16 protein-coding genes and 4 pseudogenes are annotated in these 22,733 nt (G+C 60.3%); 11 read left to right on the top strand and 9 right to left on the bottom strand.

Features of this window, described 5'->3' with window-relative positions; translation table 11 throughout:
* Nucleotides 1-96: 96 nt before the first annotated feature.
* From BB934_RS02335 to BB934_RS02320, 3 genes and pseudogenes are all read right to left on the bottom strand, one after another.
* The gene (locus BB934_RS02335; protein ID WP_099508187.1) at nucleotides 97-1,248 is read right to left on the bottom strand and encodes an IS110 family RNA-guided transposase; all 1,152 of its coding nucleotides are present in this window, start codon (nucleotides 1,246-1,248) and stop codon (nucleotides 97-99) included.
* A gap of 67 nt (nucleotides 1,249-1,315) precedes the next feature.
* Nucleotides 1,316-1,600 (bottom strand): annotated as a pseudogene (locus BB934_RS02330) (recombinase family protein); the annotation flags it as partial.
* Between the two features lie 677 nt (nucleotides 1,601-2,277).
* The gene (locus BB934_RS02320; RefSeq protein WP_099508185.1) at nucleotides 2,278-3,885 is read right to left on the bottom strand and encodes an IS66 family transposase; all 1,608 of its coding nucleotides are present in this window, start codon (nucleotides 3,883-3,885) and stop codon (nucleotides 2,278-2,280) included.
* A 51-nt stretch (nucleotides 3,886-3,936) separates the two neighbouring features.
* Between BB934_RS02320 and BB934_RS02315 the strand changes: the two genes are divergently transcribed.
* Nucleotides 3,937-5,109 carry an RHE_PE00001 family protein gene (locus tag BB934_RS02315; protein ID WP_237050147.1) on the top strand — a complete coding sequence of 391 codons (1,173 nt, stop codon included), beginning with the start codon at nucleotides 3,937-3,939 and terminating at the stop codon, nucleotides 5,107-5,109.
* A 222-nt stretch (nucleotides 5,110-5,331) separates the two neighbouring features.
* On the opposite strand, the gene BB934_RS02310 is transcribed toward BB934_RS02315, so the two are convergent.
* The gene (locus BB934_RS02310) at nucleotides 5,332-6,774 is read right to left on the bottom strand and encodes a DUF1254 domain-containing protein (RefSeq protein WP_099512593.1); all 1,443 of its coding nucleotides are present in this window, start codon (nucleotides 6,772-6,774) and stop codon (nucleotides 5,332-5,334) included.
* A 610-nt stretch (nucleotides 6,775-7,384) separates the two neighbouring features.
* A complete protein-coding gene (locus BB934_RS02305; RefSeq protein ID WP_099508184.1) occupies nucleotides 7,385-7,879 on the bottom strand; it encodes an Lrp/AsnC family transcriptional regulator in 495 nt (164 codons plus the stop codon).
* A 574-nt stretch (nucleotides 7,880-8,453) separates the two neighbouring features.
* Between BB934_RS02305 and BB934_RS02300 the strand changes: the two genes are divergently transcribed.
* The 8 genes from BB934_RS02300 (at nucleotide 8,454) to BB934_RS02265 (ending at nucleotide 17,399) form a co-directional block, all read left to right on the top strand.
* Nucleotides 8,454-9,524, top strand: coding sequence for a maleylacetate reductase (locus BB934_RS02300; protein ID WP_099508183.1), 1,071 nt, complete (start codon nucleotides 8,454-8,456; stop codon nucleotides 9,522-9,524).
* A gap of 114 nt (nucleotides 9,525-9,638) precedes the next feature.
* Nucleotides 9,639-10,550: an intradiol ring-cleavage dioxygenase gene (locus tag BB934_RS02295; protein WP_099508182.1), complete on the top strand. Its 912-nt coding sequence runs from the start codon at nucleotides 9,639-9,641 to the stop codon at nucleotides 10,548-10,550.
* Nucleotides 10,496-11,485 (top strand): sugar phosphate isomerase/epimerase family protein, encoded by a 990-nt coding sequence (locus BB934_RS02290; RefSeq protein ID WP_237050146.1) that lies wholly within the window; start codon nucleotides 10,496-10,498, stop codon nucleotides 11,483-11,485. The genes BB934_RS02295 and BB934_RS02290 overlap by 55 nt, the downstream gene beginning before the upstream one ends.
* A 145-nt stretch (nucleotides 11,486-11,630) precedes the next feature.
* Nucleotides 11,631-12,695 carry a zinc-binding dehydrogenase gene (locus BB934_RS02285; RefSeq protein ID WP_099508181.1) on the top strand — a complete coding sequence of 355 codons (1,065 nt, stop codon included), beginning with the start codon at nucleotides 11,631-11,633 and terminating at the stop codon, nucleotides 12,693-12,695.
* Between the two features lie 57 nt (nucleotides 12,696-12,752).
* Nucleotides 12,753-13,700, top strand: coding sequence for a substrate-binding domain-containing protein (locus tag BB934_RS02280; RefSeq protein ID WP_099508180.1), 948 nt, complete (start codon nucleotides 12,753-12,755; stop codon nucleotides 13,698-13,700).
* An 85-nt stretch (nucleotides 13,701-13,785) separates the two neighbouring features.
* Complete coding sequence (locus BB934_RS02275) at nucleotides 13,786-15,342, top strand: sugar ABC transporter ATP-binding protein (RefSeq protein ID WP_099508179.1); 1,557 nt, start codon at nucleotides 13,786-13,788, stop codon at nucleotides 15,340-15,342.
* 36 nt (nucleotides 15,343-15,378) lie between these two features.
* Entirely contained in the window at nucleotides 15,379-16,386 is a 1,008-nt protein-coding gene (locus BB934_RS02270; RefSeq protein WP_099508178.1) for an ABC transporter permease, read from the top strand.
* A 62-nt stretch (nucleotides 16,387-16,448) separates the two neighbouring features.
* On the top strand, nucleotides 16,449-17,399 hold the full coding sequence (locus BB934_RS02265) for a substrate-binding domain-containing protein (protein ID WP_099508177.1): 951 nt from the start codon (nucleotides 16,449-16,451) through the stop codon (nucleotides 17,397-17,399).
* 64 nt (nucleotides 17,400-17,463) lie between these two features.
* Here BB934_RS02265 and BB934_RS02260 read toward each other — a convergent pair.
* A pseudogene (locus BB934_RS02260) lies at nucleotides 17,464-17,601 on the bottom strand (IS5/IS1182 family transposase); the annotation flags it as partial.
* 36 nt (nucleotides 17,602-17,637) lie between these two features.
* On the opposite strand from BB934_RS02260, the pseudogene BB934_RS48925 reads away from it, so the two are divergent.
* A pseudogene (locus BB934_RS48925) lies at nucleotides 17,638-18,738 on the top strand (recombinase family protein); the annotation flags it as partial.
* 534 nt (nucleotides 18,739-19,272) lie between these two features.
* Here BB934_RS48925 and BB934_RS48920 read toward each other — a convergent pair.
* Nucleotides 19,273-19,962 (bottom strand): annotated as a pseudogene (locus tag BB934_RS48920) (IS5 family transposase); the annotation flags it as partial.
* 244 nt (nucleotides 19,963-20,206) lie between these two features.
* On the bottom strand, nucleotides 20,207-21,007 hold the full coding sequence (locus tag BB934_RS02245; RefSeq protein ID WP_237050145.1) for an IclR family transcriptional regulator: 801 nt from the start codon (nucleotides 21,005-21,007) through the stop codon (nucleotides 20,207-20,209).
* Between the two features lie 415 nt (nucleotides 21,008-21,422).
* On the opposite strand from BB934_RS02245, the gene BB934_RS02240 reads away from it, so the two are divergent.
* A complete protein-coding gene (locus BB934_RS02240) occupies nucleotides 21,423-21,710 on the top strand; it encodes a YciI family protein (RefSeq protein ID WP_099508175.1) in 288 nt (95 codons plus the stop codon).
* Nucleotides 21,711-21,901: 191 nt separating this feature from the next.
* Here the strand turns inward: BB934_RS02240 and BB934_RS02235 are convergent, their stop codons facing one another.
* Nucleotides 21,902-22,681: an IclR family transcriptional regulator domain-containing protein gene (locus BB934_RS02235; RefSeq protein WP_099508174.1), complete on the bottom strand. Its 780-nt coding sequence runs from the start codon at nucleotides 22,679-22,681 to the stop codon at nucleotides 21,902-21,904.
* Nucleotides 22,682-22,733 lie beyond the last annotated feature (52 nt).

Here is a 22,733-nt window from a genome sequence, read left to right as displayed (position 1 = left end):
TCTTTTTTGCGGCATTCTTCCAGCCAGGGGGCGAAAGCGGTCGCGCTCCCCTCAGACATCACGCGCTGACAATCCAGCGCCAGCGCGCAACGAGGTTCAGGGCTTCACGACAACATCGGCCGGAAGGGCGCCTGTTTCGACATAGCGCCACAGCAGGATCAGCAGCTTGCGGGCGAGCGCCACAATCGCAATGCGTCGGACCCGACCGGTGGCTGAACCCACACGGCTGCGGAACCAGCCCGCGAGCGCACTGTCAGGTTGGTTGCGCACCCACAGCCAGGCGAGTTCGATCAGCGCCTTGCGGGCGCGGGCATTCCCGGCCTTGGTGATGCCCTGCTCGCGTGACCTGCGGCCGCTCGCAAACGGACTGGGGGTCAGCCCTACATAGGAGGCCACGTGGCGCCGGCTGGCAAAGCATCGGTAGAACACCTCCTTGGCGAGGACAGTTGCAAGCTCAGGCCCAATGCTCTTCACGTGCAGCAAGGCCCCGAGCTTGGATGAGGTCGCTGCTTTCGCCGCCGCCGCTTCGGCATCGCGCCTCGTCTCGACCTCTGCCAGCTGCCGCAGCACGAGTTCGAGCCAGTCGAGCTGATGGGCGATCTCCTCCGACAGTCGCGGTGGCAGGGGCCGACCATCCCCCGTGATTAGCTGCGGCAGGCGCCGACGGCGATCCGGCCGCAGCGGCTCGTAGTCGGCGATCCCCTGCGTGGCGCACAGCCCCTGGATCCGGTTGACGAGGCGGATGCGCTCCTGCAGCAGCGTGGCGCGCTCGCGGCTCGGACGACGCGCATCCTCCTCATCCGGCGACGGCGGGCGGACCATGGAGCAGACCTTCGGCTCGCCGCGGGACCAGGCCATCAGCGCCCGCAGCAGAGCCTGGGCATCCAGGCGGTCTGTCTTCGCCCGCCGCGCACGGCGGTCAACCTGCAGAGAACTTGGGTCCATGACATGGCTGCTGACGCCGTGCGCCTCGAGAAGGCGGTGCAGCCAGAACCCGTCGCGGCCGGCCTCGTAGCAGCATGACACGTGCGGGCTTGCGCTGGTGCGTCGTTCCACACGGGTTTGGATGCGGGCGAGCAGGTCGAGCACCGCCTGTCCGTCACCGGCGGGGAGCCGATGCAACTCGATCTTGGCGGCATCGGGCGCATGTAGCGCCACAAGCCAGGAGCGGCGGCTGAGTTCGAGAGCCAGAAAGATCGTGTGGGTGCTGTCCGAGAATGAAGCGTCGGCTGATGGAGAGTGGAACATGAGCGACCTCCAGAGGTGAGGTGACCGCCTTACTTCACCAATCTGGCGGTCCCTGGCCCATGAGATCTTTTTTCTCCAGCGCCTCAATGACCTCGAGTAAGTGGCTAACTGATCGCGCTAAGCGATCAAGGCGCACGACCACCAAAACGTCCGTTGGTCGTATCTCTTTGACAAGCTGCGATAAGACGGGCCGAGCCCGAGAGGCACCAGAGCCGTGTTCCTGGTGGATGATCTCACAGCCGGCTGCCCTCAGTTCAATGAGCTGAGCATCCGTTATCTGATCCTCGGTGGACACGCGGGCATAACCGATGAGGCGTTGTTTAGGGTCATGCGAGGACACTGCAGATCCAATTCGGTGCGCGATAGGGGATTGACATGCGAGACTACCCAGCTTGGCACGGGTTTGTACAGATGCGTTTGATGCTAATAAACGACCGTTTCTTCGCGTGGTTGGAGGCCTCCGGAGCTATAACATAACCTACACTTCTGACGCCCTCCGTAGGGAGAATGGCCTACGGGAGGCCTTCCAGGGCCTCAAAATGCGGATTCCGGCCTGTCTGGACCCTTGGGGCGGCAGGAGGGGCTTTAAGGGGCAAAACAGGTCGCTGGAGTGTCTAACGGAAGACCGTAATAAAGCTTTCATTCCTTTGTCCTAATCGTCATGTTAGCATATAAATCAACCGGTTAGGCAGGGAAGAAAAGCGATGTCGAACGGTAAGTGGGGTAGATTGGGGGGCATGGGACTCCTGCAGACCGGCCTTCGTGATTCAATCTATGGATGACCGTGCCGACTGGTAATTCCGACCCTCCACCTGTGCAGACGGGAACCCTCCCGACCCTGACTTTTCCCCATACCCGTAAGCGATCATCACAAACAGCACTGCGGCCAGGGCAACTACCAGCCCCATGAAGATGAGGACCATCGCAGTGCGGGTGTTGGGACTGTCCTCGTGCATGGTGTGTCTCCGTGGCAGGCTGATGAGCGGATAACGCCTGAACGTCAGCAGAGCAGATTGCAGGCGGCGGGCCTCAGGCTGCTTGGATGACAAGGTCGGCGAGCGGCGGAATCCTCGGCTGACCCGTGTTCAATCCGAGCCGGTCCCCGAGATAGGTGAAGAAGGACAGGCCGAGCTTACGGCAGGTCTTCGAAAGCCCCAGCATCACATCGCGCGCCACGCGGCCATCCGCGCTCATCGTGCCGCCGGAGATCTTGCGCTTGATCACGCAGGCCCGCAGGTCGTTCTCCGACGCGTTGGTGTGCAGCGGGATTTCCGGCCGCTCGAGCACCCGCAACAATTCGTTCTTCCTCCGCGCCAGGCGGGCCAACAATTCGTCAAGCTCCTTGTAGCCCGTGCGCTGGCCAAAGATTCGGTTGAACTGGCGCCGGAATAACGCCTCAGCGCCCGGTGAGGGGCTTTGCTTCCACAGCTTCAGACCGCGGTAAAAGCACCAGATGGTCTCACGGACCAATTCCACCGCCTGGGCCTGCTTGGGCGAGGCCGGCATCAGCTTCTGCAGGTGCCGCTCGGCGTGAACCCAGCACAGGGCGTGCTGGGCAACCCGGAACTGGCCAGCATCGTCGGACACAACGACGGTGGTCTCCATCAGCCCGTGATGCCGGAGCGCACCCCACGTGGCGGCTTCGTTCAGCAGCTGAAGCAGAGGCCGGTCGAAGATGTTGATCGAACACCGCGCCACGTGCTCCAGCCAGTCCATCTGCGAGCGGAACACGTGGCCCTGGAGCGTCGTCAACCGGGCGATCACGGCGGCCTCGACCGGCTGCCGGCGCAGGTAGTCCAGCGCAGCCGCGTTGACGACGTAGTCCTCGCAGCCACCCCGCAGCAGCGACAGGAAGTTCAGGCGCGATTTCGATCGACTGGTGCGGAAGACGCAAAAGCGCTCGCCGCCAATCTGCGTGGTCACCCCAGGGCGGCGGGCATGCCGTGCGCCGGTATCATCGACGGTGATGTAAGGGGAGGAAGCGAGGCCTGCTTCCAGGATCGCGTGGTCTTCCTGCGCGAATGGCTCAAGATCGGTGGTGAGCAGGCGCACCACCTCTCGCTTCGAGATCGACAGGCCGATGCCGTTCAACAGATCGGTCAGGCGCTCGGTGGTCACCTGGCCTTGTGTGTGCAGGGCGAGGCAGAACCGCCGCACGCCGGGTCCGTAGCCGCCCGCGATCCCCTCCGGCAGCGGCGCGATGATGGTCTGGCCCTGCGGTGTGAGCCAGCGCTCCCGCTTGTAGCGCACGACCTCGGCGACGATGACGAGATCCCGCCGCACCACTGTCTTGTAGCCTTTGAAGCGCGAGCCTGCCGGCACCTCGGCCCGGATCGTGACCTCGCGGGTGACCCGATCTCGTTTGGCACCGCGGCCTGGACGCCGTCCCGGACCGGCAGGGCGCGGCTGGGTGGCCTTGTCCATGCCGGAGGGTTTGAACGGCGGGCGCGGCGGCAGGTTCTTGAGCCTTGCGATCTCATCCTTCAAGGCTTGGTTGTCGAGGCGCAGGTTGCTGTTGTCGAGGCGCAACTGCTCGACCTCTTGCTCCAGTCGATCGATCTTGCCGGCCAGATCCGAGACCAGCTCGCGCAGGACCGTCGAGGACAGCGGCTTGTTGGAACCACCAGGCGAGGTCATGCCGGGATTGAATCATGAATGCCCGAAGGGAGGAATCCCTCGCCCCCTAAAATGCCCCGGTTACTGTCGAACGCGCACTTCGGACCGCGGTTCTCAATTCCCGACGAGGAGACGGGAAAGGTCTTTCCGCTCCCGGAAATTCCGTGGGAGAAGATCGTCGGCCGGCTGGAGAAGATCGCGCTCGAAGTTAAATCCTTCGACGCCCGGCTTGAGGTCTCAGGATTATCCGCCGGCTGGCAATCCCGGTGCGACATGAACGAAGCGGTGAGATCCCTTCTGCTGGACGGTCATCTGGTCGATATCGGCGACCTGGTGCTGCATGACGCTGGCATGGATGTGCGGAGCCCTACTCACGAGCTCACCAGGGCTGCATCGGCTCTTCGGGCGCGACGGGCTGCAATGGTCAGAAAGGCGCCCTGGCCAATTTCATACGACGGCTTGGCGGCTCTGCGAGGAATTGGGCCGGTGAAACCCGATGAGCCGAAGGCCAAGGGCAAAAGGAAGGTCGATCCGGACGATGAGGAGGCCTATCCAGCCTTCGCCAACGATGCCGATCCGTGGGAAGCGCACTTTGCGGAAATCGACGCCCTGCTCGATCGGACGGACAAGGTTCTGGCCGGCGAAACCCCGCTGCCTAAGAGCCGATCGCATTTGGTCTACGATCCGGACGTGGACGAGGCCGAGAATGAAGACGCCTGGCTTGATGTAGTAAAGAGGACTTCGCACTGGCCGGCAGCAGCCGCGGCCGCCGTCGCGTGGGACGCTTGGCTCGATCTGAACCTCTATACCCGGCAACCATGGCTCGGATTAATCATGGCCGCGTCGATCCTCCGGGCTCGAGGACTGACAAGTCGTCTCCTGCCGTTGGCCGCTGGGTTCAAGCAATCGAAATTCCGGCCGCAGGGGAGGGAAGGAATCCTCGAAAAGCTACAGGGCTTCTGCCAGGTGCTCGAAGAAGCCGTTGAAATCGCGAACAAGGATCTTGAGAGACTGATCCTTGCCCGGGAGCTGATGAACCGGGTGGCCGATAAATGCCGCAGCAATTCCAGCCTGCCCGAGCTCGTGAACCTGTTCCTGTCGCGCCCTCTTGTGACGGTGCCACTGGGCGCGAAACTGCTCAAAGTGACACCCAAGGCCGTGGACCTGATGCTCGTGCAGCTGGGAGGGGCGCTGCCGAGGGAGTTGACCGGCCGGAGGCGTTATCGGGCTTGGGGAATCGTCTAACTCCTGCTTGTAAGCCAAATTATCCAATTCTGGCTTACCTGATCCGACTGCAGCAAATGCTGTCACCGCGTGCGACCTGAGTTCAAGAGCAGCTTTCCTCGGAGAACCGGACATTCCGGAAAGTCCGCAAATTTCGCCACCTGACCCACTGCGGACAGTACGGGAACCGGCGAAGCTATCGCAACGACCTTGCGACCGAGAGGCGCACGAAACCCGCGCCTCCTATGAGACCCGTTTCACGCCGGGCGGCTGCCATGTGCCTTCGCCCGCTGGCAAGATCGAAGGCGGCGTCGGCTTCGGCCAATAGAGGCGCATCACGAGATAGATCGTGTCATTGGGCGCCGGAAGCCAATTGGCTTCCTTGTCCGCACCGGGGCTGTCCTTTTGAAGGTACAGCGTCAGCGAGCCGTCCGCGTCCTTCTTCATCGCCGACACCATCGGCGAGTTGATGAGGTAGCGATTGATCGGGTTCTTGACCAGGAACTGGCTCTTGCCGTCGTACATCGTCACCGACCAGAACGCGTTCACCGGCGGCAACTGACCAGGCGGGAAGGTGATGGTGTACTTGTGCTTGCTGCCGTCGAGCCGCTCACCGGTCGCGTCGGTTCGGGTATACGGATACATGGCTTCGACGGCATCGTTGCCCAGGAGACCGCCCTTGGCGGCGCCGGCCCGCATCACCCAATCGCCGTTGTAGAAGGCCTCGTCGCCAAAGAACGCGCCGACGTTCCAGCCGTTGATGTCTTTGTTGCCGCTGGCCAGCCACTTGTCGACCTTGTCGTCACCCTGCTTCATGGCGACCAGGATTGCGGCTTTGTGTTCGAGCGATAGATCCTTGAAGTCAAAGGTCCTGCCGGGGCCGATGCCAATCTTCGCAAGTCTCGCGCGGATCGCCTTGTCCCGTGGCGTCTCAGGGACGTATTGCAGGGCTGCATCGAGATACTGGAAGAAGTTATCCTTGATCCCGGCAGTGGTGGCAGGAACGAACTCGATCTTCGGCGCGGCGGGCGGGGCCGGGTGTTTGAGGAAGGCAGAAAGCGGTTGCCCCTTGTACCCGGCCTGGATCCTCTCGACGTTCGGCATATCATCGGGATTGAAGAGCTGGGTGCGGATAAGAGCGAGCGGGAACGGTGTCGTCGATCGGAAGACTTGCTTGATCCCGGTGGGCGCATCGCCTTTCCAGTCGGGACCGACCACGAGATAGTCGCCCGCCTCGGTTCCCGTGGCGCGTGTGCCGATATAGCCGAAATTGTAGGTGTTGCCGTCGATCAACTGCACCGAGTAATAGCGGTCCCTTTCGATCGTCGGCACCGAGATCACCATCGGTTCGGCGCGCACATCCAGCCAGATGAACGAGTAAGGGGTGTCGCTGTTCGGCGTGATGACGGCCGTGTCCGCCGGGGTTGCGACGTGGTGCTGGTTGTTGATCTCGTTGAACGGTGCCTTGAACTGCCCCGAGTTCCTGTCCACGGCGAACTCCTGCATGACCGCATAAAACATCACGAGCGGCAGGCCGTAGATGAAGCCTTCCTCGGCGATGTCCTTGGCCTCCAAGAGGTTGGGCCATTCGGCCCTGGTCTGCGCCATGGCCGGGGTGGGCTTCGCCATCGTAGCGGCGAGTGCGGCCATCGCAGCCGAGCAAAGCAGATCGCGTTTCGTCAGCATCGGAACACGTCCTTCGGGGTCACGGGTTCCGGTCGAAGAGGATAGGGCTGTGATGATGGGTGGCATCGAGATGATCATGATGACCTTTGTTCCAGATAAACGTGCCTTCCCGGGCACGTCGCGTTGGGACCGCCAGTGCCCGGGCGGCCAGCCCCCCGACGAGCTGGGCAGACGAAATCGTCCCCGGTTGAGGCGAGCGACTTCTCAGGTGCCCAAGGGATATCAGTTCGCGGGAACGTGCTTGATAGAAGCGGACATTGGCTTGACAATAAAGGACAGGTGCCTGCGTCTAATTCCAAAGAGCTCCCGGTTCAGCGTCTCGGGCGTGACGGGCCGGATCTCTGTTCCCTTCGGCAATGCCACTTGCCGGAGTTCTGGCCTTAGCCTGACCAGAGGACGCACATCACAACCGTGTTGAATGCAGTGGGAAGGGCCGCTTGTGGCACATCTGCGACCTAGGGCTAAGGGCAGCTAACCAGGCTGAAGCGGACCATTGAATGGGACCGAGGAGGATGTCGCTTGTCCCAACCAGACGTTCTCCGACGCGCTGCGGTCCAAGTGCCTGCGGCGGCACCCGCACCTAGAGCGATCACGATAGCTCGCTGCCCAATCACAGTTCAGGACTGGGCCCACGTTCTAAAAACGTCGATAGCGCAATGTAGCTTCGAGTGGCCTCCACCCCTTCGATGCTCTCTATGCGTGCCAATAGCTCTTCTAAACCTTCAGTATCACGAGGGCGCACTTTGAGCATGACTGCGCTATCGCCCGCTACTGTATGAATTTCCTCAACTTCCGGCAGCGAGGACAGAGCGAGGAGCCGCTTAGTGCTTGCGACCCCATTCGTGGTGACAAGCACGAACGTCAGCAACGTGCGCCCGACTTTGCAGCCATCAAGCTTGGCTTGAGTGGCTACGATAACTCGATCGCGCTTGAGCCGCTTAACCCTCTCATGAACGGCGGGCGGTGAAAGGTTCAATAGATTCCCTAGTTCAACGTAGCTTCGCGAGCTGTCCTCAGCCAACAAGCTTAATAGCTTTCGGTCTGTGGCATCCAAAGCCACAGGACCGGACGATATGGGTTGAACCGCATTCGTTTTTTTCGCCATCACGCACTCGCCTCGTGTGACCTGAACCGTATTCAATATAATAGTCTTCGCGCTGAATATCACAATGCTTGCGCAGCGAGGAAAATAACTCCGCCCCAATCCCCCTTGTTTATTTTGCTTAGGAGAAGTTGATCTGGCTCCTGCGAATGTACATGTCGGCTGCAATTCGCGCTCAATAAAGCAGCTATGGCAGATGAGTGCTTGGCCTGTTGGATGGTAATCTATTTTTAAGCTCGAAATGACGCGTAGTAACAAGTTATGAACTTACATATTTTTGCTCATAACCCGTGAATTCCGGCCTGCGCCCGCCTCTGAATGCGCCTTTGTCGCAACCTCCTCATGTTGACGCAATCCGAAATTGGTGCAGAATATGCACATTGTTCATATAACGCACATGACAAACGGCAGGGAGGAAACCAGCCATGGTTCTCGGTGCAGCTAAATGGACGGAGCGCAACCTTATGAAGAGCGTATCGGAAGCCCTCGCGTGCTTCGCGCTGTCGAACGCTCCGAGGCACTGCATCGAACCCGAGCTGAGGGACGAAGTTATCCTCTCGAAGGTGGGTGTGGTCCGATGACACCGTTCACCTATAACGCCAACCCTGCCCGGGTGATTTTCGGCTTCGGCACGCTTGAGCAACTGCCCGCTGAAGTCGAGCGACTTGGCCTCCAGCGCGTCCTCGTCCTTGCAACCCCGCAGCAGGAAGCCGATGCTCAAGCGACGGCCTCCCGATTAGGTGCACGATCCGCCGGCGTATTCGCAGGGGCAACGATGCACACGCCCGTCCATGTGACGGACGAGGCGATGAGAGTCGTGGCCGAGCGGCACGTCGATGGCCTCGTGGCAGTTGGTGGCGGTTCGACAACTGGCTTGGCAAAGGCGATTGCACTACGCACCGATCTGCCTCAGATCGTCGCTCCAACGACCTATGCCGGTTCGGAAATGACGCCGATCCTTGGCGAGACCCGGGATGGTGCGAAGGTCACGCAGTCGAGTCCAAAAGTGCTGCCGGAGGTGGTGATCTACGACGTTGATCTCACTCTCACACTCCCGCCCGCGCTATCAGGTACCAGCGGTATCAATGCTATCGCGCATGCAGTCGAAGCCCTCTATGCCAGGGACCGCAATCCCGTGATCAGCCTCATGGCGAAGGAAGCGATCCGAGCTCTTGCTCGTGCCTTGCCCATCATCGTCGAGAGCCCCCAGGATCGCGAAGCCCGCTCCGACGCGCTCTATGGCGCATGGCTGTGCGGGACATGCCTGGGCGCAGTCGGCATGTCTATCCACCACAAACTGTGCCACACGCTCGGGGGCTCGTTCGACCTGCCGCATGCTGAGACCCATACCGTTGTCCTGCCCCACGCCCTGGCATACAACGCCCCCAACATCCCAGGTGTCGTGGATGAATTGGCTGGCATTCTGGGAACGCATGATGCCGCCCGCGGGCTTTATGACCTCGCGGGACGTGTCGGGGCCCGCAGAGCCCTGAAGGACCTCGGGATGCCAGAGAGCGGCATCGATGAGGCCACTGACCGCGCATTGTCCAATCCGTATTGGAACCCGCGCCCGTTGGAGCGTGAGGCAATCCGCGAACTGATTGCACGTGCCTACGTCGGCGATCCGCCCGACTCGATCGCGGCGTAATCCAGCGATCAGCGCCGGTACGAGACGACCAAGCGGCTACCAATAACACGAGTCGGGGGCGCCGAACGATTGGGCGCGGCAACCGATCGGTAACTGATGAAGTGAGGAAGCGCCATGGATGAGATCAGAGGCGGCCGGTCCGCCAAGAAGTACCCATACTTTGAGGAAGAAACTTCCGTCGAGGTGGTCAACGCCCGCATGGGAGCCGATATCGACCCGCGCCTGCGGGAGATCATGGGAGTCATCGTCAAGCACCTGCACGCGGCGGTCAAAGAGATTGAGCCAACCCATGAGGAATGGCTCAAGGCCATCCAGTTCCTCACCGAGGTGGGTCAGACATGCACAGAGTGGCGTCAGGAGTTCATCCTGCTCTCCGATACGCTCGGTGTCTCGATGCTGGTCGATGCTATCAATCACCGACGTCCGAGCGGTGCCACCGAGAACACGATTCTCGGTCCATTCTATGTGCCGGAGGCACCCCGCTACGAGCATGGAACCAACATCTGCCTTGACCACAAGGGCGAGCCCACGGTGGTGCGCGGGCGGGTGCTCGACACGGCCGGTAATCCAGTCGCCGGGGCCTTGATCGACGTCTGGCAAACCAACGACGACGGGTTCTACGACATCCAGCAGAAAGGCGTGCAACCGGACTGGAACCTGCGCGGTGTGTTTACGTCCGACCAAGAGGGAGCCTACTGGTTCCGGTCGGTGAAGCCCCGCTACTATCCGATTCCTGACGACGGGCCTGTGGGCAAGATGCTGGCCGCGCTGGGCCGCCATCCCAACCGGCCGGCCCATATCCACTTCATCGTGACGGCACCAGGCTATGATCCGGTCATCACGCACATCTTCACGCCGGATTGCGAGTACCTGTCGGAAGACGCGGTGTTCGGCGTCAAGGAAACCCTGATCGCCGATCTTCAAAAGATTGAGGATCCCAAGGAGGTCTCCCGCTTAGGGATGACCGCCCCGTGCTGGCTGATCAATTGGGACTTCACCCTCTCCGCAAAGGCTCCATCCGCCTGAAGGATGAAACACGCGGTCTGATGCGGGATCGCTCCGATGCCAACAACCAAGAGGAATCTGTCATGGCGAATAACATCGAACTCCTTGCTGCCTACTTCACCATTGCCGGGGATGTTTATCCACTTGGGCCAACCGAACTAAGCCCTTTCCCGTTCCGCGATCGGATCGAAGCTGCCGCTCGCGCCGGCTACCGCGGTGTGGGTCTCATCCATGAAGATGTGATGGCCACTGCCGGCAAGATCGGCCTGCCCGAGATGAAACGCATCTTGGACGACAATGGCATCAAGTACGTCGAAATGGAGTTCCTGCTCGATTGGTTCGCCGACGGCGAGCGCCGCAGGGAATCCGATAAGATCCGTGCGGAGATGCTTGAGGCCGCTGCTGCCTTGGGCATGCGCGATCTCAAGGTTGGACCTGGCTTCCACGACCCTGTCGCCGACATTCCCCGGATGAGGGATGAGTTTGCTCAGCTCTGCCGCGAGGCCGCCGACCATGGAACATCGATCGTGCTGGAGATCATGCCGTGGAGCAATGTCAGAACAATCGACACCGCTCTTGGCATCGTTGAAGGCGCAGCGCAGCCCAATGGTGGAATCCTGGTCGACATCTGGCACCTCGCTCGTGGGGGCATTGACTACAATGAGGTCTCCAAGATTCCCGCCCAGTACATTGGTGCTGTCGAACTCGACGATGCCCCCAAGAACGTCGTAGGCGCGGACCTGTGGGAAGATACCATTCATCATCGTCGCCTCGCGGGAGAGGGCGATTTGAATCCGCCGGCCTTCATCAAGGCGGTGCAAGCTGCTGGGTATAAAGGACCCTACGGTGTCGAAATCCTCTCGGCAGAATTTCGGAAGCTGCCCCTTGAGGAAATGGCACGGCGATCCTTTGAAACGACGATGCGGCAGTTTGAAAAGCTGGCTGTGGCAGCCTAGTCGACACGGATAAATCAAACCAAACACCGTCAACAGAACACCAAGCACCGGCACGGCCCACACTGTGGGCCGGCCCATAGAACAAAGAACCAGGCTAACAGCCGGCGTGTGTTGACGGGAGGAAGCGATCCTTAAGGAGGCTTTTATGAAGGCCGTACGTTTCTATGGCAAACACGATGTCCGCATTGATGACGTCGACGAGCCAAGCACGATAGCAGACGACGAAGTCCTGGTACGCTCGACCTATTGCGGCATCTGCGGAACCGATCTCCACGAATACACGGAAGGACCGATCTGGACCTCCGCGACGCCGAATAGTTTCAGCGGCTCGGCCTTGCCTCAGATCCTCGGTCACGAGTTTGCCGGACGGGTCGAGGCGGTCGGCCGGAGCGTAACGACCCTCCGACCTGGCGACCGCGTCTCGATCCAGCCGCAGCTCGGCCCTCGGGACGGCTACTTCGGCAGCCGCAACTTGGCCTTCCTCAGTGGCCGTGGCGCCACCATCGGGCTCAGCTGGCCCTGGGGTGGAATGGGCGAGTTTGCGGTTGTCAAAGATTACAATGCAATCAAGCTGCCGGACGACGTGACCGATCAACAGGGCGCATTGATTGAGCCCGCAGCCGTAGCAGTTCACGCGATCGACCGGAGCGGCCTCAAGCCGGGAGGCACCATCCTGATCACAGGAGCCGGCCCGATTGGAGCTCTCGCGGTCTTGGCAGCCCGCGCCGCTGGGGCCGGGCGAATCTTCGTAAGCGAGCCGAACCCTAATCGTCGGTCACGCATCGAACAGCTCGGCGTCGGCGCGGTGCTCCTCGACCCTACGACGGAGTCGGTTGTAGACCGAATCCGCCAGGAAACCGATGAAGGCATCGGGGTCGATGCAGCGGTGGAATGCGCCGGCAACGGGCGTGCGCTCGATGCGTGCATCGACGCGGTTAGGGCCCAAGGAGTCGTTGTCGTCGTCGGTTTGATGCAAGGCAAAACGCCGGTCGAGCCCTTCAAGTGGATTATCAAGGATATCACGATCCAGGGTTCGCTCTGCTATCCGCTCACGATCTGGCCGCGTGTCATCGACATGATCCGAAGTGGACTGTTCCCGGTCGAAACCATGATCGACGACGAGATCGAATTGACTGACATCCTTGAGAAGGGTTTCAAGCCTCTGCTCGATCCAACGGGCGCAATGATGAAGGTTTTGGTTCGCGTTTAGAGAAGCGACCCGTCTCTAGAATGCTCATCACAGGGTCTTTGCCTAGGGAGGAAACCTATGTCGATTAAGAAGTGGCTTCTCGGAAGTACGTTTGCCGTCGCTAGCCTTGCCTCGGCTTCGTCGGCTTTTGCCGCGGGAGAAACGATTGCGGTCAACTTCGTCAGCCTCACCATTCCCTTCTACCAGTTTATGCGACAGGAGGTTCTGGATGAGGCCAAGAAGCTGGATGTCAAACTCCTCATTCAGGATGCGCAAAACAGCACCCCTAAACAGGGCTCCGATCTCGAGAATGCGCTGAACCAAGGCGTTGACGGAATCATCGTCGCACCAACGGACATCAAGGCGACGGCGCCGGCGATCAACGTCGTCCTCAAAGAGAAGATTCCAATCGTCGCGGTCGACCGTCATGTCGAGGGCACGTCATCGCCCGTACCGTCGGTCAGGGCTGACAATGTTGCGGGCGGCCGCTTGCAGGGGGAATGGGTTCTCAAGAACATGCCGAACGGCGCCCGGGTAGCCGTCATCGCCGGACAGTCGGGATCGAGCACCTCGATTGATCGAGTCCAAGGTATCCACGAGGCGCTCAAAGAGGGCGGCGAGAAGTACAAGATCGTTGCGGAACAGCCGGGCGACTGGGACCGGGCGAAATCACTCACCGTTGCTCAAAACATTCTCACATCCCTCACGGGTAACCCTCCCGACGTCATGTTGGTCGTTAACGATGACATGGCTCTCGGTGCCTTGGAGGCCATCCGCGGGATGGGACTGAGCGGTAAGGTGAAGCTCGTAAGCTATGACGCTTATCCAGAGGCCCTCAAGGCCGTGAAAGCCGGCGAGATGATCGGCACTGTCGATCAAGGCCCCAGCAAGCAGGTCAGAACTGCGTTGCAGTCGATCGTGAACAACATCCGGAACAAGACGGAGCTGAAGACAACTCTGATCACGCCGACCCTGATCACAAAAGACAATCTCGAACAGGCCGAACGCTACAACGAGATCAAGTAGCCGCACGATTGCAACCGGGAGCGAGGGCGTCTGTCCTCGCCCCCTCATGATGGAACCCGTCGTCAGTTGCCGAGAGAGGCCAGCAATGCAAGACGCTCTGCTTCGCATACGAGACATCAGGAAGACGTTTCCGGGTGTCGTTGCTCTAAATGGAGTTCAGCTTGAGGTCGGGCGAGGCGAGGTGCACGCGCTGCTCGGCGAAAACGGCGCAGGCAAATCCACCGTCCTCAAGATTCTGGCGGGTGCACAGCCACCGGATTCCGGTCAGGGTACGATGGAATTCGACGGCCGGCCGCTCGATCCTGCCGATACCCCGATGCGACGTCAGCAGGTCGGCATAGTAACCATCTACCAGGAGTTTAACTTACTGCCCGCGATGTCGGTCGCCGAGAACATGTATCTCGGACGTGAGCCACTGCGCAATGAGTTGATCGACTGGGGACGCATGTACCGCGACGCCCAAGCGATCATCGATGGCCTCGGACTTGAGCTGAGTGCCCGAGCTCTCGTGCGTTCTTTGAGCGTGGCTGAGCAGCAGATGGTCGAGATCGCGAAAGCTCTGACGATGAACGCGAAGCTCATCATCATGGACGAGCCGACTGCCGCATTGAGCGGCCGCGAGGTCGACAAGCTTCACGAGATCATTTGCGACCTGAAGGCGAAAAGGATCAGCATCATCTACGTGTCGCACAAGCTGAATGAGGTGAAGGCCTGCTGTGACACCTACACCATCTTTCGTGACGGTCGGTACATTACGAATGGAAATGTCGCGGATGTCACGGTCAGCGACATCGTACGACTGATGGTCGGGCGTGCCGTCGAGTTCGTCAGGAAGCCTCTGACGGGCGTGCCCGGAGAGGTTGTGCTTAAGGTACAAGGCGTGTCCCGGGCAGCAAACGTCAATGACCCGCACGCAACAGTCCTCCGCGATATGTCACTCGAAGTCAGAGCTGGAGAAATCGTCGGCTTTGCGGGGCTGGTTGGCGCGGGGCGTACAGAACTTGCTCGTGTCATCTTTGGCGCCGACCCGTGTGATGAGGGAATCGTCTATGTCAACGGTCATCAGGTCTCGCCACTCCGCTCACCTAAAGAGGGAATTCGGGCCGGTATCGCGCTTGTCCCCGAAGATCGCAAGCAGCAAGCCTGTTTCCTCAGCCATTCCATCCGCCGGAATATGAGCTTGCCGAGCTTGGGAACCCTGTCGAAATGGCGGTACTTCGTCGACGACAAGGCCGAGACCAAGCTGATCGATGAGTACCACAAGAAATTGCAGATAAAGATGGCTCACGATCAGGTTGCCATTGGAACATTGTCCGGCGGCAACCAGCAGAAGGTCATTCTCGCCCGCTGCATGGCGCTGAAGCCCAAGGTTCTCATCGTCGATGAGCCCACACGCGGTATCGACATCGGTGCAAAAGCTGAAGTGCATCAAGTCCTGTTCGATATGGCGCGTGCCGGCGTCGCCGTGATCGTGATCTCCTCTGAGTTACCTGAGGTCATGGCGATCAGTGATCATATCGTCACCTTCCGCGAGGGACAGATTACCGGAATATTGTCGGCTTCAGACGCGACCGAAGAGAAGCTGATGACGCGTATGGCATTGGGCGCTGGCGATCATCACGTGCATGCAGAGGCGGTGTAACTCACCGACTTGCCCCACCACAGGGAGGAATAGAAAATGGCTAACGCAACACTCGATAGTAACTTGGTACCGCCAGGGAAAAGTTTCAATCTGATTGGTTTTCTGGAGAAATATGGCGTCCTAGTCTTTCTCCTGCTCCTCATCGTCGTGTTTGCGGCGTATAACCCGCGTTTCTTGTCGACGCGTAACATCACCAATATTTTGACGGAGGTGTCGATCTACGGGATCATCGGCGTTGGCATGACCTATGTCATCCTTGCGGCCGGGATCGACCTGTCGGTTGGCTCACTTCTTGCGTTGTCGACTATGTGCGGCGCCTTTGTTGTCCGCGCCCTCGGAGGCGACTTCGCTCTGAGCTGGCTTGTCGCCTTGCTGGTATCGTGCGCGGTTGGCACCGCGGCCGGGTATATTCAGGGTAAGATCACAACCAAATTCAGCGTGCCCGCCTTCATCGTGACCCTCGGCGGAATGACGGTATGGCGTGGTGCGACACTGATCATCAACGATGGCGCTCCGATCAGCGGCTTCGATGAGGGTTACCGCTTTTGGGGCCGTGGCGATATTCTCGGTGTTCCTGTGCCGGTCATCGTCTTCTTTATTGTGGCCGCTGCAGGTCACATCGTACTCCGCTACACCCGCTATGGTCGTCAGGTCTACGCCGTCGGCGGCAACGCAGAAGCTGCCCGCCTCTCTGGCGTAAACGTAAGGCTCGTGGTGTCGAGCGTCTACGTCATCACGGGGCTCCTGACGGGGTTAGCCGGCTTCTTGCTGTCCGCCCGTCTTGGTTCTGCTGAGGCGGTCGCGGGGACTGGCTACGAGCTGCGGATTATTGCATCTGTTGTCATCGGCGGAACAAGTCTGTTCGGCGGGATGGGGGGTGTCGGAGGCACGATTATTGGTGCGTTGTTGATCGGCGTCCTGCTCAACGGTCTCGTGATCATGAATGTGTCCCCGTACTACCAACAGGTCATCATCGGCTGCATCATCATCCTGGCAGTTGGCTTTGATACTTACGCCAAGTCGCGGGGCGGCGGTAGGAAATAGGCGCGCTCGTAACAAAGGTGGCCGACCACCAGCAGGATTTCTAGATACAGGGAGGAACCCGCATGCTCCAGGCTGTGACAAGACTCGTCATCAGTGTCGCCATGGTGACGTCCCTCATGGCGATGGCGTCAGCACAGGCTCAGGACAAGACGATCCTGATCAGTTTTCCGAAGGCATCCTATCCGTTCTTCCAAGCCGTGCGAGCGCATGCCGAGGACGAGGCGCGACAGCTAGGTATTCGCCTGCTGGTCGAGGATGGCAAGGGAGACTCGATCGATCAGGCCTCCGATATTGAGAACGCCCTCGCCACTGGTGGTGTTGACGGCATCCTTGTCGCGCCAAACGATGTCTATGCCTTGGTCCCGACGATGAATTACGTGCAACAACGTGGCATTCCAGTCGTCACGTTTGACACCCACGTCTATGGCGCGACAAGGGAAGTGCCTCATGTTGGGATTGATAACGTTGATGGCGGGCGGCTCCTGGGGAACTGGGTCGTCAGGCACTTTCCGGCTGGGGCCAAGGTCCTGCACCTGACGGGCCTGTCAGGAAGCAGTTCGGGCATTGAGCGGGCGAGGGGTGTGCGTGAGGGCCTGAACACGGGCGGCAGTCAGTACCGGATCGTGGCGGAGGCGAGTGCCAATTGGTCCCGCACCGAGGGTATGATGGTGACGGAGGGCCAATTGACGTTCCTTCCCGAGTTGCCGGATGCGATCGTCGCGGATAATGATGATATGGCGATTGGCGCGGTGGAAGCCCTTCGGCAAACCGGTCATAGTCAGCAAGGTGTGCAAGTGATTGGATTCGACGCACTTCCATTCGCACTGCAAGCTATTCGGGACGGGGTCATGGCTGCCACAGTCGATCAGAAACCGGGTGCCCAGATCCGTACGGCCCTGCGAATGATGAACGAGCATTTACGCAGCCAAGCGCCGCTTCGGTCGATCAAGATCGAGCCCGTTCTGATTGAGAAGAGTAATCTGCAGGATGCAGAGATCACACCATCGCAGTAGTTGCCGCTAAGTACATGGCGAGGCTCTGAACAGGTCTCACATGTCTGAGAGTCCGTCCCGTAATTCATGAGTGTCGTCCCAAGCGGCGGACGAGGAGCATGACGGAGGCGGCATAGAGGAAAGCCCGCGCTGAGGTGAGTGTCGCCTCCGGGTCTTTCCAGAGCCTGCGATTGCGGCTGATCCACGCGAAGAATCTCTCAATGGTCTAATCACAAATGACAAGTTCTGCCTGACGCACATGGGGCAGCTCCAGCTCAGCTGGCCGCGGGCGCGCCATCGGCTCCGGAGGGCTGTGGCGCCCCAACTCCCCGGTGAGGTCACTCACCAGGGAGGACAGCATGCGGGATCAGTGGCACCACGCCTGGCAGGTTCGGCGCACCAGCGTGTCGACGCCCACGACCCAGCGCACGTGTTCCGCGACGACGGCTACAGCGGCGCGATCCTCGCCCGCCCGGGGCTGGACCGCTTGCGCGATGCCGTGAAGGGCCGCGAGATTGACCGCGTGCTCGTCACCGCCCCCGACCGCCTCGCCCGCAACTATGTGCACCAGATGGTCCTGCTCGAGGAATGGGCGCAGGCCGGATGTGCCGCCGAATTCCTCGACCGCCCCATGAGCGACGATCCGCATGACCACCTGCTGCTGCAGATCCGGGGCGCTGTTGCGGAGTACGAGCGCACGCTGATTGCCGAGCGCATGCGCCGGGGCCGGCTCGCCAAGCTGCGCGCCGGGTTGCTGCTGCCCTGGACCCGTGCGCCCTATGGCTACCACATGAGCCCCGACCGGCCCCGCGACCCGCGCGGCGTCACCACTGATCCGGCGGAGGCGGCCGTCGTCGCCGAGCTGTTTGCCCTCTATCGCGAGCCAGGCACTTCGCTCCTGCAGCTGGCCCAGCACCTGGATGCCCGCGGCGTCCCCACTCCGTCGGGCACACCGCGCTGGTCAAGCCCGACGATCCGCGGCATCCTGCGCAACCCGACCTATACGGGGCAGGTCTATGCCCAACGCACGCGCTATCGCGCCCCCACCCACCGCCGCTCGGCCACGCACCCGATCGGCCGGCCTCATGGCTCGGCCGTGCCGCAGCCGGCCGACAGCTGGATCCCGGTCGGGCCGGTGCCTGCCATGGTGAGCCGGGTGCACTTCGATGAGGTGCAGGCGAAGCTGGCGACCAACCGCTCCTTCGCGCGGCGCAACAACACCGCCCATCGGTATCTCTTGCGTGCGCTGGTGAGCTGCGGTTGCTGCGGTCTTGCCTGCACGGCGCGGGCCATCAACGGGCGGAATTTCTACTATCTGTGCAGCGGCAAGGGGCACAGCACCTTCTCGCACCGCGCCACATGCTGCCCGGCGCGCCACACCCCCGCCAATCAGCTCGACGCGCTGGTCTGGAATGATCTGTGCAGCCTGCTGGGCTCGCCCGAGCCGTTGGCTGCGGCCGTGGCGCGGGCCCATGGCGGAGCCTGGCTGCCGCAGGAATTGCTCGCCCGTCGCGAGACGCTGCGCCGGGCCCAGGCCCATCTCTCGCAGCAGATCGAGCGGCTGACCGATGCTTATCTGCGGGCGGTCCTGCCGCTCGATGAGTATGAACGGCGCCGCCGCGACCTGGAGCACCGCATGCAAGCGCTGGCTGACCAGGAGGAGCTTCTGCACAACGATGCCCAACGCCAGCAACACCTCGCCGGTGTAGTGACCTCACTGGAGGCCTTTCGTGAGCGGGTGCAGCACGGGCTGGCGAATGCCACCTTCGAGCAGCGCCGACAGCTCGTGCTGTTGCTGGTTGACCGAGTTGTCGTCACGAACGACGAGGTCGAAATCCGGTACGTGCTGCCCACCAGCCCGGAGAGTGAGCACGTCCGCTTTTGCCTATTGCGTAAAGACTACTTCAACCACCCAGCGGCGAGGATGCACCGCAAAGCCCACCTGATCAGGCGGCTTTCTAACAATCTCGATGGTGATGGAGGTGGCCTGGACCGGAGCCTCTCCGGCATAGCCACTGTCAGCGAATGCTGTGACGATGAACGGGAACGAGGCCCGCGACAGGCGTAGGACTATAGGAGCGCCGTCCCGGTCCTGAATGTCCGCGGGCTGCGGCTCCAGGATCAAGCCACGCCCGTCAGTGTCGACCATCACCTGACGCTTGCGGCCCTTGACCTTCTTGCCGGCATCATAGCCTCTGGGGCCGCCGCTCTCCGTCGTCTTCACGCTCTGACTGTCGAGCACCGCTGCAGTAGGCGAAGCATCCCGTCCCACCCGCTCGCGATCGGCCATGACGAGCAGGTGGTTGATGGTCTCAAACAGACCGGTGTCGCGCCAGAGACGGAACCAGCGAAAGACGGTGCTCTTGGGCGGCAGATCAGAAGGCAAAAGTCGCCAGGCAATACCGCCACGCAAGACATAGAAGATCGCGTTCAGGATCTCCCGGACAGGCCAGCGCCGCGGGCGGCCTCGGGCGTGGGGCTCGGGCAGGAGCGGCTCAATCACAGCCCATTCGGGATCGGTCAAATCAGTTTCGTAGCGCAAGCCGTCGCGGCTATACTGCCGCCGGGTGGTCGGGGTCCACATTGCGGTTCCAGATCAGGCTTCAGCACCCTCTTGGAATCATAGCGGCCTCGGCCACTCAACCCTTTTCGGGACGGGCTCTGAGACCAAACCAGCTCCGCCCTCACGCTTGAGCTGTCGTAGCATCGGATAGAAACCATGACTTATAGACATGCGTCGGCGATGACCCAGTCTCAGCCTGATATATACCGCGATTTATCGCCTGTTCATCCAGCCGTATCGATACGGTGAACATCCTCGGGTTAAATCACTGTATATCGATAACCTGCCGGAGCTCAGCTTGCGCCTTGAGCAGCCTCGGCAGAAACTCGTTCTTGAGGTCCTCAACGCTCACTCGCGACGTTTGTGCCCCGACATTAAGCGCAGCGACGACCTCGCCGCGTTTGTTGTAAACCGGAACGGCAACCGATCGAATACCGACTTCGATTTCTTCATCAATGATTGCGTAGTTCTGCTCTCTGATGCGGGCGAACTCGGCTATGAGAGCATCGACGTCGGTAACCGTCTTGGGCGTCAAAGGCTTGCGATCCGACGCCAACAGAATTTCCCGGGCTTTTTCTGGCGGGAGTGCAGCCAAGAGTACGTGTCCCATGGTCGAGCAATAGGCAGGAAGGCGACTTCCAACCCCTATATTGATCGAGACAATCCTCTGCTTGGTTGCACGGGCTATGAAGAGGATATCGGTCCCGTCCAACACTGCGGCTGAGCAACTCTCCTCGGTGTTTTTAGCAACCTGTTCGAGGTAGGGCTGAATGAAACGGGGCAATGGTGCGGACCGCAGGTATGCAAATCCAAGCCGCAGAATCCGCGGGGCCAGTTGGAAGAACTTGCCGTCGAATTCAGCATAGCCGGCACTCACCAAAGTCAAGAGCAGGCGTCTGCTTGCGGCCCGATCCAGTCCGGTCTCTTTCGCGACGTCGGAGATGGACAGACGTGAATGGCCACCATCGAAGGCCTCAATAACGGCGAGGCCTTTAAGGAATCCCCCCACGAGATTAGGACCCTTCGTGAGGCCGTTCAGAGGGTTTCGATCGAGTTGGTCGGACAAAGGAACCTGCTCAGGTTGAGAGGGTGACATTCTGTTCACATACCGCACGAAATTGTTTCCCGATACCATAATTTACATCGGGCCATGTCAATCGGAGATTGCTAAGCTTTGAAGACGATTTGGCTGCTCATAGGCCTTTCTCGCCTTGTAGGTACAACAAGGGTTTGCATTACGCCAAGCTCCGGCTAATAATGCACAAAGTTCACAGTTTGAACAGCGGTGTTGCAACTCGTCGGGTTTTCAAAGGCAAAATCCCCGAACGAAGGCCAGTTACAACATTCGGTTTATGCTAGCGGCAGAAGACGCGGTTGAGGCCGGCGTCGATCTGGAGGTGTCCACCCATCTGTCATGGGTCGCAGTGGCAAGCCGGACCTTCCCATCGCTGCCACATTGAGAGGCACAAAGGAGAAGTCCTATGCGGATCGTCGTACACTGCATGGATAAGCCGGACGCATTGCCCGTCCGGCTCGCGAACTATGAGGCCCATAAGGCCTACCTTGCTTCTGGCAAGGTCGCGACTGTGATCTCCGGACCCTTGCTCGCCGACGACCTTGAGACGATGATTGGCTCGATGTTCATCTTCGAGGCCGACACGATCGATGACGTGGTAGCCTTCAATCGGGAGGACCCATTCGCCAAGGCAGGCGTTTGGGAAACAGTCTCGATCCGTCCTTTCCTCATGCGCGTTGATAACCGCGGTTAATGGCCGAAAAGGTCGGCATGCTGCGTCTGCAACAATGATGAGGCCGCTCGTCAAGACGACAGGACGGATGAACTGTCGGGTCGATCTGCCAGCGCGCCTACGGCTGAACCGCGCGATCTGCAATCCATCCTGTCCCGAGGAACGCGGATGCCGGGATCGCCGGATAGATCCAGTTGACGACGACCTCCGCGTTAGGGAAGAACACGGCTGATGCTCGCCGCGGTTTGCTGCATTGGAGGCAGGAACTCATTGATCATGCGTTCTACTGCGACTCGCGCGGACTGAGTTCCCACGTTCATGGCGGCGACAACCTCGTTCCGCATGTTCCTGATCGGCACTGCTATGGACCGCAGGCCAAGTTCCAGTTCCTCGTCGACCAAGGCGTAACCTTGGCGACGAACCTGGTCCAATTCGGCCATGATGTCGCGGACGCCGATGCGGGTTTTCGGAGTAACGCGTGGACGATCCGCAGCTGACAGCGTTTGGCGGGCCGTCTCTGACTCCAGTGAAGCGAGGAGCACGCGTCCCATTGAGGAGCAGTACGCCGGGACCTTGCTGCCGACGCCGAGATTGATCGACATTACGCGCCTCTGTGACGCTCGGGCGATGTAGACGATATGGTCGCCTTCAAGAATTGCGCCCGAACAGCTCTCTTCTATCTCGCGCGAGAGCTTTTCGACGAACGGCTGAACGGTATTCGGGAGCGAAGCCGACCGAATGTAGGCATAGCCCAAGCGGAGAACGCTCGGCGCCAGCGAGAAGAACTTTCCATCGAATTGAGCATAGCCTGCGTGAACCAGCGTGAGCAGGAGACGACGACATGTTGCGCGATCGAGGCCTGTGGCTTTCGACACGTCGGCGATTGCCAGCCGTGATGTGTCAGAATCGAAGGCCTCAATAACGCTAAGGCCCTTCAGGAACCCTCCTACGAGGTTCGGATCGCGCTCAATGTCCACGGCTGGGTCACTCATGCTTTGCTGATTATGTGCGTTATTTGAACTCTGTTCACTATTGACAAAGAAT

The organism is Microvirga ossetica, assembly GCF_002741015.1.
Taxonomy (GTDB): Bacteria; Pseudomonadota; Alphaproteobacteria; order Rhizobiales; family Beijerinckiaceae; genus Microvirga; species Microvirga ossetica.
This window is presented reverse-complemented; position numbering and strand designations above follow the sequence as displayed.